This is a genomic window from Dyella sp. M7H15-1, assembly GCF_004114615.1.
Classification (GTDB): domain Bacteria; phylum Pseudomonadota; class Gammaproteobacteria; order Xanthomonadales; family Rhodanobacteraceae; genus Dyella_B.
The window spans coordinates 2,658,953-2,672,782 of sequence record NZ_CP035300.1 but is presented as its reverse complement, the minus strand read 5'-3'; the positions used below and the strand labels follow the sequence as shown (position 1 = coordinate 2,672,782).

Here is a 13,830-nt window from a genome sequence, read left to right as displayed (position 1 = left end):
GCAATTGTTGCGGAGGAATAATCAGCGATAGTAGACGCTCAAAACCCTGTTGCGGGTGCGCCAAGGCGCACAAAGCAAAACGCCTTCCCATAAAGGAAGGCGTTTTTAGGATAAAATCCCTGGCGGTGACCTACTCTTGCATGGAAGTCCACACTACCATCGGCGCAGCTGCGTTTCACTTCCGAGTTCGGGATGGGATCGGGTGGGGCCACAGCGCTATAGCCGCCAGGGAAGGGGTAGAAGCAGCGCATGTGCGCCAGCTTCTGTCTGGTTTGACGCCCTTTTGAAGAGTCCACCATGGATGGCAGAGTTTGCTCTCCGCGACAAGGACGTCGCGTCTAATAAAGCGTAAACGAGTGACAAGCGTCTGGTGAAGTTCGTCGAGATGGTTCGTTAATGGTCATGCTCTTTTGAAAAACCTGGCCAGGGATGGCCAGGCTCGTCACAGAAGGGCCTGTATACGAAGCGTCTTGGGGTTATATGGTCAAGCCGCACGGCTCATTAGTATGCGTTAGCTCAATGCATTGCTGCACGTCCACATCGCACCTATCAACCACCTAGTCTTGATGGGGCCTTTAGGAGACTAAAGTCTCGGGAGATCTCATCTTGGGGCGTGCTTCCCGCTTAGATGCTTTCAGCGGTTATCACTTCCGTTCATAGCTACCGGGCAATGCCATGGGCATGACAACCCGAACACCAGCGGAACGTCCACTCCGGTCCTCTCGTACTAGGAGCAGCCCCCCTCAAATCTCCAACGCCCACGACAGATAGGGACCGAACTGTCTCACGACGTTCTGAACCCAGCTCGCGTACCACTTTAAATGGCGAACAGCCATACCCTTGGGACCGGCTACAGCCCCAGGATGTGATGAGCCGACATCGAGGTGCCAAACACCGCCGTCGATATGAACTCTTGGGCGGTATCAGCCTGTTATCCCCGGAGTACCTTTTATCCGTTGAGCGATGGCCCTTCCATACAGAACCACCGGATCACTAAGACCTACTTTCGTACCTGCTTGATCCGTCGATCTCGCAGTCAAGCACGCTTATGCCTTTGCACACAGTGCGCGATGTCCGACCGCGCTGAGCGTACCTTCGTGCTCCTCCGTTACGCTTTGGGAGGAGACCGCCCCAGTCAAACTACCCACCATACACGGTCCCCGATCCGGATTACGGACCTAGGTTAGAACGTCAAGCACTTCAGGGTGGTATTTCAAGGTTGGCTCCACCAAGACTAGCGTCCTGGTTTCATAGCCTCCCACCTATCCTACACAAAAGAACTCAACGTTCAGTGTAAAGCTATAGTAAAGGTTCACGGGGTCTTTCCGTCTTGCCGCGGGAACGCTGCATCTTCACAGCGATTTCAATTTCACTGAGTCTCGGGTGGAGACAGCGCCGCTGTCGTTACGCCATTCGTGCAGGTCGGAACTTACCCGACAAGGAATTTCGCTACCTTAGGACCGTTATAGTTACGGCCGCCGTTTACTGGGGCTTCGATCAAGAGCTTCGCCTTGCGGCTGACCCCATCAATTAACCTTCCAGCACCGGGCAGGCGTCACACCCTATACGTCCACTTTCGTGTTTGCAGAGTGCTGTGTTTTTGATAAACAGTCGCAGCGGCCAGGTTACTGCGACCCGCTAGTGCTCAGTCACGCATGTGACCACACCGGCGGGCGCACCTTCTCCCGAAGTTACGGTGCCATTTTGCCTAGTTCCTTCACCCGAGTTCTCTCAAGCGCCTTGGGATTCTCACCCTGCCTACCAGTGTCGGTTTACGGTACGGTTGGCTGTAGCTGAAGCTTAGTGGCTTTTCCTGGAAGCGTGGTCTCAGTCACTTCGCCCAATTGGGCTCGTCTCGGTGCTCGGTGTATGGATGCCCGGATTTGCCTAAGCATCCCACCTACCGCCTTTCCCCGGGACAACCAACGCCCGGTAGACCTAACCTTCTCCGTCCCCACATCGCACTACAGTCCAGTGCTGGAATATTAACCAGCTTCCCATCGACTACGCTTTTCAGCCTCGCCTTAGGGGCCGACTCACCCTGCGCCGATGAACGTTGCGCGAGGAAACCTTGGGCTTTCGGCGTGCGGGCTTTTCACCCGCATTATCGTTACTCATGTCAGCATTCGCACTTCTGATACCTCCAGCAGGCTTCTCAACCCACCTTCGCAGGCGTACAGAACGCTCCTCTACCGCGCACATTGCTGTGCACCCCGAGCTTCGGTGTCATGCTTAGCCCCGTTAAATCTTCCGCGCAGACCGACTCGACCAGTGAGCTATTACGCTTTCTTTAAAGGGTGGCTGCTTCTAAGCCAACCTCCTGGCTGTCTATGCCTTTCCACATCGTTTTCCACTTAGCATGTACTTGGGGACCTTAGCTGCGGGTCTGGGTTGTTTCCCTTTTCACGACGGACGTTAGCACCCGCCGTGTGTCTCCCGTACAGTCTGTCCTGGTATTCGGAGTTTGCCATGGTTTGCTAAGTCGCGATGACCCGCTAGCCATAACAGTGCTCTACCCCCAGGAAGATTCATACGAGGCGCTACCTAAATAGCTTTCGAGGAGAACCAGCTATCTCCGAGTTTGTTTAGCCTTTCACTCCTATCCTCAGCTCATCCCCATCTATTGCAACAGATGTGGGTTCGGTCCTCCAGTGCGTGTTACCGCACCTTCAACCTGGCCAAGGATAGATCACTCGGTTTCGGGTCTACTGCCAGAGACTATGCGCCCTATTCAGACTCGGTTTCCCTTCGCCTCCCCTAAACGGTTAAGCTCGCCACTGACAGTAAGTCGCTGACCCATTATACAAAAGGTACGCAGTCACCCTTGCGGGCTTCCACTGCTTGTACGTATACGGTTTCAGGGTCTATTTCACTCCCCTCTCCGGGGTTCTTTTCGCCTTTCCCTCACGGTACTTGTTCGCTATCGGTCAGTCAGGAGTATTTAGCCTTGGAGGATGGTCCCCCCATGTTCAGACAAGGTTTCTCGTGCCTCGCCTTACTCAATTTCATGCAACCTGCCCTTTCGCCTACAGGGCTATCACCTGCTATGGCTGGCCTTTCCAGACCCTTCGGCTAAAACATGCTGCACTTTTGGGCTGCTCCGCGTTCGCTCGTCGCTACTGACGGAATCTCGGTTGATTTCTTTTCCTCCGGGTACTTAGATATTTCAGTTCCCCGGGTTCGCTTCCAACACCTATGAATTCAGTGCTGGATACTGCTTACGCAGTGGGTTTCCCCATTCGGACATTGCCGGATCAAAGCTTGTTGCCAGCTCCCCGACACTTTTCGCAGGCTGCCACGTCCTTCATCGCCTCTGACTGCCAAGGCATCCACCGTATACGCTTGGTCGCTTGACCATATAACCCCAAATCGCCTCGCAGCCATTCGTGTCATACGCCAATCAACTCTTCGTCGTTTGCCTCAACGACACATCTCGGTTTGGCGACATAAGTCTTGACTTATGTCATCCAGGTTTTACCAAGACGCTTGTCACTCGTTTACTTTTTCAAAGAACACAATGCCGGCCTCAACGCCGTACCGTTTCAAAATCTTTTGTGTGCGCTACACATCCGCTTGCTTTTCGCGAAACTGGTGGAGCCAGTCGGGATCGAACCGACGACCCCCTGCTTGCAAAGCAGGTGCTCTCCCAGCTGAGCTATGGCCCCGTAACCATGGGTTCTTCAAGTTTGCAGTCGCTTTGTTCGAAGCGGCTTTTCCTTGAAGAGTCCGGCCAGGGATGGCCGGGCTGTTGCCGATGGATCAGCACCCTAGTAACTGGTGGGTCTAGGTGGACTCGAACCACCGGCCTCACCCTTATCAGGGGTGCGCTCTAACCACCTGAGCTACAGACCCATAAAGCTGTCACGAACTTCTCCTTACGGAAAAAATCGTTCACGCCGTCGGCGTGCGGATGTGCAGGTGTCTTGTGTGGACGTCTTGCGGGGATGGTTCTGTCGTTCTCGAAAGGAGGTGATCCAGCCGCACCTTCCGATACGGCTACCTTGTTACGACTTCACCCCAGTCATGAATCACTCCGTGGTCGTCGCCCTCCTTGCGGTTAGGCTAACGGCTTCTGGAGCAACTCACTCCCATGGTGTGACGGGCGGTGTGTACAAGGCCCGGGAACGTATTCACCGCAGCATAGCTGATCTGCGATTACTAGCGATTCCGACTTCACGAAGTCGAGTTGCAGACTTCGATCCGGACTGGGATCGGCTTTCTGGGATTGGCTTCACCTCGCGGCTTCGCAACCCTCTGTACCGACCATTGTAGTACGTGTGTAGCCCTGGCCGTAAGGGCCATGATGACTTGACGTCATCCCCACCTTCCTCCGGTTTGTCACCGGCAGTCTCCTTAGAGTTCCCACCTTTACGTGCTGGCAACTAAGGACAAGGGTTGCGCTCGTTGCGGGACTTAACCCAACATCTCACGACACGAGCTGACGACAGCCATGCAGCACCTGTGTTCGAGTTCCCGAAGGCACCCTCTCATCTCTGAAAGGTTCTCGACATGTCAAGGCCAGGTAAGGTTCTTCGCGTTGCATCGAATTAAACCACATACTCCACCGCTTGTGCGGGCCCCCGTCAATTCCTTTGAGTTTCAGTCTTGCGACCGTACTCCCCAGGCGGCGAACTTAACGCGTTAGCTTCGACACTGATCTCCGAGTTGAGACCAACATCCAGTTCGCATCGTTTAGGGCGTGGACTACCAGGGTATCTAATCCTGTTTGCTCCCCACGCTTTCGTGCCTCAGCGTCAGTGTTGATCCAGATGGCCGCCTTCGCCACTGATGTTCCTCCCGATCTCTACGCATTTCACCGCTACACCGGGAATTCCACCATCCTCTATCACACTCTAGCGACTCAGTATCCACTGCCATTCCCAGGTTGAGCCCGGGGATTTCACAGCAGACTTAAGCCACCGCCTACGCACGCTTTACGCCCAGTAATTCCGATTAACGCTTGCACCCTTCGTATTACCGCGGCTGCTGGCACGAAGTTAGCCGGTGCTTATTCCTCAGGTACCGTCAGCTTCACCGGGTATTAACCGGTAACATTTCGCTCCTGATAAAAGTGCTTTACAACCCGAAGGCCTTCTTCACACACGCGGCATTGCTGGATCAGGCTTGCGCCCATTGTCCAATATTCCCCACTGCTGCCTCCCGTAGGAGTCTGGGCCGTGTCTCAGTCCCAGTGTGGCTGATCATCCTCTCAGACCAGCTATCGATCGTCGCCTTGGTGAGCCATTACCTCACCAACTAGCTAATCGAACATCGGTCCATCCAACCGCGCGAGGTCTTGCGATCCCCCGCTTTCTCCCGTAGGACGTATGCGGTATTAGCGTAAGTTTCCCTACGTTATCCCCCACGTCTGGGCAGGTCCCGATGCTTTCCTCACCCGTCCGCCACTCGCCACCCGGTATTGCTACCTGTGCTGCCGTTCGACTTGCATGTGTTAGGCATGCCGCCAGCGTTCAATCTGAGCCAGGATCAAACTCTTCACTTAAGTTTTCGACCATCCGAAAATGGTCTATCTTTCTGAAGCGTTGTCCTAACCTTAAAACGTCAAGCTTTTGAATTGACTCTTAGGTTAGACGCTTGCATTGGTTTGGACAGATCGTCCATCCACCACAAGGCGCCCACACAAGTCACCTGCGCACACTGTCAAAGATCAATCTCTTGCGACCTTTTCTTCAGATCGCTACCTGAACATTTCGTCCCGGGTGAGCCGCTCATTCTACATCGCCTCCTCAGTCCGTCAACACCTTCATTACAACATTTTTGCTTTCGGTGTTGCCGGCTTGGACGTTGCCAGCGGCGGGGTTGCGAATAGTAGGGACAGCCCTATCTGTTGGCAAGCGATTTTTGAAATTTTTTCCACATTTCGCGGAAGGCGCTGTTCTGTCGCGAAACTTATTCTTTCAACGTGTCGCGACGACATTGCATCGTCGCGTTTGACTCACGTCTGAGTCAACAACACGCGCGCGAAGTTGCGTTTGCCGATCTGCAAAACACCTTCGAAGCCAGGCGTAAACACGCGCTGAGCATCTTCAACCACTTCCGCGTCAATACGCACTGCACGTTCCTTGAGCTTACGATTTGCTTCGGCGTTACTCGGCGTCAGGCCCGCCGCTGTCAACAGCGCAGCCAAACGCAGGCCTTCCGCTGGAACAGCAATTTCGGTGAGCGGCAAAAGACGAGTATCACCCTCACCGCGTACAACGGCGTGCCAGCCTGCAATGGCCTGTTCGGCGACCACCACGTCATGGAAACGCGTTGCCAGTTCGCGCGCCAGCTTGAGCTTGGCATCCCGAGGATTGAGTGCTCCATTGGCGATGTCCTGCTTCATGCGTGCGATGTCGTCCAACGAGGTCTCAAAACTGAGCAGCTCGAACCAGCGCCACATCAGGTCGTCGCCAATCTTTAAGGTCTTGGTGACGATATCGATGGCCGGCTCGTTGATGCCGATGTAGTTACCCAGCGACTTGGACATCTTGTTGACGCCGTCCAAGCCTTCCAGCAGCGGCATGGTCAGCACGATCTGCGGCGACTGGCCGTGGTGCTCTTGCAAGGCACGACCCATCAACAGGTTGAACTTCTGATCGGTGCCGCCCAGCTCCACATCGCACTTCAATGCGACCGAGTCGTAGCCCTGCACCAGCGGATAGAGGAATTCGTGGATGGCAATCGGTTGCTGGGCGGCATAGCGCTTGGCGAAGTCATCGCGCTCGAGCATGCGCGCCACGGTGTGTTGCGCGGCAAGCTTGATCATGTCGGCCGCCGTCATCTGGCCAAACCATTCGGAATTGAAGCGCAGCTCGGTTTTCTCGCGGTCCAACACCTTGTAGACCTGCTCGGCATAGGTCTCGGCATTGGCCCGCACGTCTTCGCGAGTCAAGGGTTTGCGGGTGATGTTCTTGCCAGTGGGGTCGCCGATCATGCCGGTGAAGTCGCCGATCAGGAAAATCACCGTGTGTCCCAGATCCTGAAACTGGCGCATCTTATTGAGGAGCACAGTGTGTCCCAGATGCAGGTCCGGCGCGGTGGGGTCGAAGCCCGCCTTGATGCGCAAGGGGCGCCCCAGTTTGAGCCGTGCGGCCAGCTCTTCCTGCTTGATGATCTCGTCAGTGCCGCGCGCAATCGTGGCCAGCGCCTGCTCAAGCTCGCTCATGTCATCCTCGTGAAATGGTTGCCTAGACAACGAATAACGTGATCGCCGCCATCGATGGTGTTAATTGTGCGTTAACCGGAAAGATCGCGCAAACCCTTGATGGAAAAGGCGTTGACGGCATTTGCGCAAGGTCGCTATGGTACGCGGCAATTGATACTTTGTACCGCAGGGGTGTGGTCGGAATGAATAAGAAGGACAAGGTCGCGCGCGATGGTCACCGGTAAGCAAGACGCACGCATCACCCGTAGGTTGGCCATCCGCCGTAAGGCACAACGCCGTCACTCGCACTTCTATCAGCGCTGCGCTCACTGGTCCTTCAACCGACAGACCAGCAGCGAACAGCCACCTATTCATTGGCATCGCGAGCGTTGGATGCTCGCAGCCACGGCGTTGCTGATCACCGTGCTTTCCGGTTTTCTGATTCCTGCGTGGGCGACCGCCATGAAGCCGCTGGCGATTGCGCCGGTGGAACACACCCTGCTGCCGCTCGCATTGCCCAAGACTGAAGCACCTACACTCAAAGCACCGACGGTTGAAGATTGGCGAGTAGTACAAGTACATCCTGGCCAGACGCTTTCTGACATCTTCCAAAGCCAAGGCCTGAGTCTTACTGATCTGCAGCATGTCGTGGACAGCGCCGGCGACGCGAAGATGGCTCTCCACAATATTCACCCTGGTGAGGAGTTCGATTTCCTGATCGGTCGCCATGGCAATCTCGAAGGCATTCGTTTCGACAAGGACGAATTCACACGCGCCATTATTCGCCTTGATGGCACCACGCCAAACGTGACGACAGTGGCCCGCGCGGTGGATACGCGCGAACAGATCGCACACGGCGTCGTCCAGGATTCGTTGTTCGCCGCCGCCAACAAAGCCGGCTTGAGCAACGCGATGGTGATCAAGCTTGCAGACCTCTTCAAATACGATGTCGACTTCGTGCAGGACCTGCGCGTAGGCGACAGCTTCACCGTTGTCTATGACACGGTGTATCGCGACGGCGGTTATCTGCGCGAAGGCGATATCGTCGCCGCAGAATTCGTCAACCAAGGTCATCGCTATACCGCGTATCGCTTCAAGCGTGCCGATGGCAGCACCGGCTGGTTCAGTGAAGACGGCCGTCCGTTGCAAAAATCCTTCCTGCGCATTCCGGTAGATTTTACCCGCATTTCCTCGCCTTTCAGCGCAGCACGCATGCATCCGATTCTCGGTCTGATGCGTGCGCATAAAGGCGTGGATTACGCTGCGCCTACTGGCACGCCGATCCACGCTGCCGGCGATGGCGTGATCAAGTTCCGTGGCTGGATGAATGGATACGGCAATTTCGTGATCATCCAGCACAATTCGCACATCAGCACGGCGTACGGCCACATGTCCCGTTTCGCTACCGGACGTATTGGCCAGCGCGTGCGCCAGGGCGACGTGATCGGCTATGTCGGCATGACCGGCCTCGCCACCGGCCCGCACCTGCACTACGAGTTCCGCGTCGACAGCGTGCAGCGCAATCCACAAACGATCACCTTACCCAAGCCAGAGCCGCTACCGGGTCCGCAGATGGCACAGTTCCAGGCCAACGTGGTCAAGCCGCAGTTGGCGCGCCTGATGGAAATCGACAACAACTACAAGCTCGCGCGTGCCCCATCGACCATGCGCACCGACAACTGAGCCGACACGTGGATGACGCGTCCGCGCGCTATATCGGGCTGATCTCCGGCACCAGCGCCGACGGCATCGACGCCGTGCTGGTGCGTTTTGAGCAGGACCGTCCGCATCTGGTTCACGCTCTGGCACACCCCTGGCCGGATGTACTGCGCGAGCAGATCCTGCGTGTTGCGCAAGATGAAACCCGCCTCGATCTTGACGCCTATGGCCAACTCGATGTCGCTATCGGCCAGATGTTTGCCGAAGCCACGCAAAAGCTGCTTGAAGGTAGCGGCACTCCGGTGTCGTCAGTGCGGGCAATCGGCTCGCATGGCCAAACGATCCGGCACCGCCCCGCTGGCGAATTCCCCTTTACGCTGCAGATTGGCGATCCAAGCGTGATCGCCGAGCGCAGCGGCATTGATGTGGTCGCCGACTTCCGCCGTGCGGACGTCGCCGCCGGCGGACAAGGTGCGCCGTTGCTGCCCGCGGTACACGCCATGCTGCTTGCTCATCCCGGTCATACGCGGGTCGTGCTCAACATGGGCGGCATCGCCAATATCACTGTGCTTGCCGCCAACGGCCACGTTTCGGGCTTTGACACCGGTCCGGCCAATGGCTTGATGGATGCCTGGTGCTTGCGTCATCGCGGTGAGTCATTCGATCGCGACGGCGCCTTCGCCGCCAGCGGACACACCGATGAAGCGCTGCTTACTCAACTATTGAGCGATCCCTACTTTGCGTTACCACCACCCAAGAGCACCGGACGCGAGCACTTTCATCTGGCTTGGCTGGACGCGCAGCTCAGTGGCTTTTCCTTATCCCCTGCCGATGTCCAGGCAACCCTGCTGGAGCTCACCATCCGCAGCGTGGTCGATGCCATTGCGCGGCATGCGGAGGATGCCAAGGACGTACTCATGTGCGGCGGTGGTGTGCACAACACTGCCCTCGTCCAACGCCTGCACACACTCCTTACACCGCGCGTACTTGGCAGCACCGCGGCGCATGGCGTTGATCCGGATTATCTGGAAGCCACGGCGTTCGCCTGGCTGGCGCGCCAGCGATTACTCGGACGGCCCGGCAATCTGCCAGCCGTGACCGGAGCACGCGGCCTGCGGGTGTTGGGCGCCGTCTATTCGGCGCCGCGCGCGTAGCGCTGCTCAGTCGAGCAATTCGCTTACTTCGCACTCAGGATGTGAACGTGTTTGCGTGCCTGTTTTCGTTCAATCGGGAAGGCTCTGTTCTTCCTTGCTGAAACGCCGCCACAAACAGGCAAACAGCAGCATCGCCGGCAATACCGAGAACACGGTGATGATGAAATAGCCGCTGTAACCCAACACGGTCACGATCGCGCCAGCAAAAATGCCAAGCACCTTGCCAGATACGTTCACCAGTGAACTCAACAATGCGTATTGCGTGGCGGTGTGCTGACGATTCACCAACAGGGACAAGAACGCGACGGTAGGCGGGCCTAGCATACCTTCGAAGAAGTTCTGCCCGGAAATGGCCAACGTCAACATTGCCAGATGGCCCGGGTGGGCGACCAGCAACAGGTACAGCAGATTGCTGATCGCACCAAGCACGATGCATCCGCCAAGCGATCGCCACGCCCCCCAACGCGCCACAGCCGCGCCGCCAGCAAAAGCACCTGCGATGCCGATCCAAATGCCATAGATCTTGGTGACCGCACCGATTTCGGTATTTGAGAAGCCCATGTCGCGGTAAAACGGACCCATTATGCCGCCGATGATCGCCTGCTCGGGAATCTTGAAGATCAGAATGAAGAGCAAGGTCAACAGGGCGATGGCCCAGCCATAGCGCCGAAAAAAATCGGCGAACGGATCGATGACGCTTTCGCGCATAGCTTCCCGCCAAGACGACGGTGAAAGGCGAAGCACCTCGGGCTCGTGCATCTTCAGTGTGGTAAGCACTGGTATCACCATTGTCACCGCCATCAACACGTAGATTTCCGCCCAGCGGATATGATCAGCCAGGATCAGCGCCAGCGCACCGGAGACCAGCAAGCCAAGCCGGTAACCCAGCGAATAAGTGGCCACCAGGGCGCCTTGCGCCGAAGGTGGCGCGATTTCGATGCGATAAGCATCAATGGCAATGTCTTGCGTCGCCCCCATGAAGGCAACAAGCAACGTCACCGCCACGAACATCGGCAATTGATGCGGGGTCAGCGTGGCCATTAGCAGCAGACCGACGATGACACCCAACTGGGCAAGCAGTAGCCACCCACGACGCTGCCCCAGGCGCGCCAACAGCGGCAGCCGCCAATGGTCCAGCAACGGCGCCCACACGAATTTGAGTGCGTAGGTCATGCCGGCACTGGCGATCATCGTGATGTCCTTCAGCACGATGCCGTTCTGTTTCAGCCAGAACGACAAGGTGTAGGACACCAGCAAAAACGGCAACCCGGAGGAAAACCCGAGCAGGCACATCGTCCATGCAACCGGCTGTGAGAACGCCTGCCAGATTGACGACTTGCGCGCCCCCCCTGCGTCTGCCTCAGTCGGCATAATCGACCGTATACGGCGCGTGGTCGGAGAACCGCTCGTCTCGATAGATCGAGCAATGCTTAAGCCGATCACGCAGCGAAGGTGTCACCACCTGATAGTCGATGCGCCATCCCACGTTGTTCTCGCGCGCCCGGCCACGATTGGACCACCACGTATACTCCACCGCCTCCGGCTTCAACGCACGGAAACTGTCCACCCACCCCTTCTTCTTAAACAGCAGATCCAGCCACGCGCGTTCTTCGGGCAGACAACCCGAGTTCTTCTGGTTTGAGCTCCAGTTCTTGATGTCGTCCTTGGTGTGCACGATGTTCCAATCGCCACAAATCACGTAATCGCGCTTGCTCTTGAGCCACTTGTCGAAGATCGGGGTGATCCACTCCATCACATGGAATTTAAATTGCTGACGCTCGTCGCCTGACGAACCCGAAGGTACATACAGCGACACAACGCTTAGATTGCCAAAACGCGCTTCGATATAACGCCCTTCGTTATCGAACTCATCCCAACCGAGTTCAGTGAACACCTTGTCCGGCTCGCGCTTGGCGTAGATCGCCACACCGCTGTAGCCCTTCTTGCTGGTGGCGTCGCGATAAAAACAGTGATGGTCATCAGGGCGAAACATCGGATCGGTGAGCTGATCTTCCTGCGCCTTCGTCTCCTGCAGGCAAACGACGTCCGCCTCCTGCTTGCGCAACCATTCGAACACGCCCTTGGTCGCAGCGGAGCGGATACCGTTGGCATTGAGGGTGATGATTTTCATTGGGACTTAAGGACTCAGTACGCAAGACTCGTGGATAATACCCGCGAGCGGGCAGCTTTACGGCAGAAACGCGTCATCTGTGCCGTAAGGCGAGAGTTGGCATCGCGCCACCGAGTCCCGAGTCCCGAGTCCCGAGTCCTTAAGTCCCGATGCGCCCCTACCAACGCGATTTCATCGAACTGACCCTGCAACGCGACGTACTGCGTTTCGGCGAATTCACGCTCAAATCCGGCCGCCTTAGCCCCTATTTCTTCAACATGGGCCGCATCGACTCCGGCGCCGCACTGGCTCGACTGGGCCGCGCCTATGCCGCTGCCATGGTGAACTCCGGGCTGAAAGTAGACATGCTGTTCGGACCAGCCTACAAAGGCATCGCGCTCGCCGCGGCTACTGCCATGGCTTTGGCCGACCAGCATGACCGCGACCTGCCCTGGGCTTACAACCGCAAGGAAACCAAGGACCATGGCGAAGGTGGAGTGCTGGTCGGTGCGCCACTAAAGGGCCGGGTGTTGATCATTGACGATGTGATGACCGCCGGCACGGCCGTGCGCGAATCCCTGGCGTTGATCCGCGCCCAGGGCGCCATGCCCGTTGGCGTGCTGATCGCACTGGACCGACAGGAGCGGGGCCAGGGCAGTCTTTCCGCGGCGCAGGAAGTGCAGCGCGACTACGATATCCCGGTCGTGGCTATTACCGGCTTCAGCGACGTATTGAACTATGCCGCGGAGCGCACTGATCTGGCTGCCGACTACCAGCGGATGCTGGCCTACCGGGAGCAGTACGGCGTCCGCGATTGAACGCCGGTCTACGCCATGGCAGTGAATTCAGTCACGCTGGCGCATACCTGTCGTTTCGCATTCAAAACCCCCAGCTATACTGGAAATCGAGGGAGGGGATCATGCGTCAATCCGTGCTTATCGCATCCATGACCTTGTTGTTCGGACTGCCCGGCGTGGCGGGGGCACAATCCAGTGTCAATGGAGCTCACTACCGTTGGGTCGACGCCAATGGCCTGACGCATTACAGCGACAGCCTCACCACGGACGCGGTGAAATTCGGCTACGACGTCATCAACGACGAAGGCATCGTGGCCACGCATGTAGGACGGCAACTTACGCCCGCCGAGCGCGCGGCAGCCGACAAGCAGGCCGCCGAACAAGCCGCCCAGCAGAGAGCAGTCGAAGCAAAGAAACGCAACGATCTGCAATTACTGAACAGCTATCCCGACGAGAACACGCTCAAGGCCAAACAACAACAGATGCTGGACAGCCTCGACGAGCAAATGAACATCACGCGCGTGAACCTGCATAGCCAGGACGCCGCACTCACCGACCTGCTCAATCGCGCTGCGGACGACGAACGCGCCAAGCAACCGGTACCGAAACTCCTGACCGATCAGATTGCGAACCAGCGTAACGTGGTTGCTAACGAACGGGCCCTGCTGCAGCGCCAGAAGTCCACCCGGAACGCGACGGTGCAGCAGCAGGCACAGGAACTGCAGCATTATCGGGATTTGAAGGCCGCCGAGAAGGTGGACCGGGGATACTGACGCGGTTGGGGTTTGCACCCAATCCACCCAAGATAAGCACAACGTTTTTTGATCTAAAACCGCAAAAAAGCTTGACAAGACACGCCATGCGACAAGAAGTGGCTGACGTTGCACTAGGATCTGCATGGAGGCTTCTAAACGCAGCGCCGTTCATTCCGCAAACAGGAGACCGGTGCCGTAAAACCATCTC

The 13,830-nt window shown here is 57.1% G+C and carries 8 protein-coding genes, 2 tRNA genes and 3 rRNA genes; 5 read left to right on the top strand and 8 right to left on the bottom strand.

The features are described from left to right. Positions 1–117 precede the first annotated feature (117 nt). The 6 genes from rrf to tyrS form a co-directional block, all read right to left on the bottom strand. Positions 118–230, bottom strand: a 5S ribosomal RNA gene (gene rrf, locus EO087_RS12380). A 250-nt stretch (positions 231–480) separates the two neighbouring features. After that, positions 481–3,356: ribosomal RNA gene (locus EO087_RS12375) — 23S ribosomal RNA — on the bottom strand. Between the two features lie 233 nt (positions 3,357–3,589). Beyond that, positions 3,590–3,665, bottom strand: a tRNA-Ala gene (locus EO087_RS12370). Positions 3,666–3,775: 110 nt separating this feature from the next. Next, positions 3,776–3,852 (bottom strand) — tRNA-Ile (locus EO087_RS12365). 110 nt (positions 3,853–3,962) lie between these two features. Continuing rightward, a 16S ribosomal RNA gene (locus EO087_RS12360) occupies positions 3,963–5,503 on the bottom strand. Together the 16S, 23S and 5S rRNA genes with 2 tRNA genes alongside form the textbook arrangement of a ribosomal RNA operon. A 453-nt stretch (positions 5,504–5,956) precedes the next feature. Next, positions 5,957–7,168: a tyrosine--tRNA ligase gene (gene tyrS / locus EO087_RS12355; RefSeq protein WP_128899132.1), complete on the bottom strand. Its 1,212-nt coding sequence runs from the start codon at positions 7,166–7,168 to the stop codon at positions 5,957–5,959. A gap of 38 nt (positions 7,169–7,206) precedes the next feature. On the opposite strand from tyrS, the gene EO087_RS16285 reads away from it, so the two are divergent. Genes EO087_RS16285 through EO087_RS12345 form a run of 3 tightly spaced genes read left to right on the top strand, consistent with a single transcriptional unit; the run spans position 7,207 to position 9,960 of the window. Then, positions 7,207–7,392 carry a hypothetical protein gene (locus EO087_RS16285; RefSeq protein ID WP_164931832.1) on the top strand — a complete coding sequence of 62 codons (186 nt, stop codon included), beginning with the start codon at positions 7,207–7,209 and terminating at the stop codon, positions 7,390–7,392. Further along, positions 7,379–8,830 (top strand): peptidoglycan DD-metalloendopeptidase family protein, encoded by a 1,452-nt coding sequence (locus EO087_RS12350; protein WP_128899131.1) that lies wholly within the window; start codon positions 7,379–7,381, stop codon positions 8,828–8,830. The genes EO087_RS16285 and EO087_RS12350 overlap by 14 nt, the downstream gene beginning before the upstream one ends. 8 nt (positions 8,831–8,838) lie before the next feature. Next, on the top strand, positions 8,839–9,960 hold the full coding sequence (locus EO087_RS12345) for an anhydro-N-acetylmuramic acid kinase (protein ID WP_128899130.1): 1,122 nt from the start codon (positions 8,839–8,841) through the stop codon (positions 9,958–9,960). Between the two features lie 69 nt (positions 9,961–10,029). Here the strand turns inward: EO087_RS12345 and EO087_RS12340 are convergent, their stop codons facing one another. Further along, positions 10,030–11,331, bottom strand: a complete 1,302-nt coding sequence (locus EO087_RS12340) for an MFS transporter (RefSeq protein WP_240669046.1) — start codon at positions 11,329–11,331, stop codon at positions 10,030–10,032. Further along, positions 11,321–12,091: an exodeoxyribonuclease III gene (locus EO087_RS12335; RefSeq protein WP_128899129.1), complete on the bottom strand. Its 771-nt coding sequence runs from the start codon at positions 12,089–12,091 to the stop codon at positions 11,321–11,323. The genes EO087_RS12340 and EO087_RS12335 overlap by 11 nt, the downstream gene beginning before the upstream one ends. Positions 12,092–12,240: 149 nt before the next feature. Here EO087_RS12335 and pyrE point away from each other — a divergent pair, with 149 nt between their 5' ends. Both pyrE and EO087_RS12325 read left to right on the top strand, forming a co-directional pair. Next, on the top strand, positions 12,241–12,888 hold the full coding sequence (gene pyrE, locus EO087_RS12330) for an orotate phosphoribosyltransferase (RefSeq protein WP_128899128.1): 648 nt from the start codon (positions 12,241–12,243) through the stop codon (positions 12,886–12,888). A 101-nt stretch (positions 12,889–12,989) separates the two neighbouring features. Then, entirely contained in the window at positions 12,990–13,640 is a 651-nt protein-coding gene (locus EO087_RS12325; RefSeq protein ID WP_128899127.1) for a DUF4124 domain-containing protein, read from the top strand. Positions 13,641–13,830 lie beyond the last annotated feature (190 nt).

What these genes read in the sequence shown, in the direction of transcription:
- tyrS (WP_128899132.1), bottom strand. Translation starts at nt 7,168, where the DNA reads ATGAGCGAGCTTGAGCAGGCGCTGGCCACGATTGCGCGCGGCACTGAC.
- EO087_RS12350 (WP_128899131.1), top strand. Translation starts at nt 7,379, where the DNA reads ATGGTCACCGGTAAGCAAGACGCACGCATCACCCGTAGGTTGGCCATC.
- EO087_RS12340 (WP_240669046.1), bottom strand. Translation starts at nt 11,331, where the DNA reads ATGCCGACTGAGGCAGACGCAGGGGGGGCGCGCAAGTCGTCAATCTGG.
- EO087_RS12335 (WP_128899129.1), bottom strand. Translation starts at nt 12,091, where the DNA reads ATGAAAATCATCACCCTCAATGCCAACGGTATCCGCTCCGCTGCGACC.
- pyrE (WP_128899128.1), top strand. Translation starts at nt 12,241, where the DNA reads ATGCGCCCCTACCAACGCGATTTCATCGAACTGACCCTGCAACGCGAC.
- EO087_RS12325 (WP_128899127.1), top strand. Translation starts at nt 12,990, where the DNA reads ATGCGTCAATCCGTGCTTATCGCATCCATGACCTTGTTGTTCGGACTG.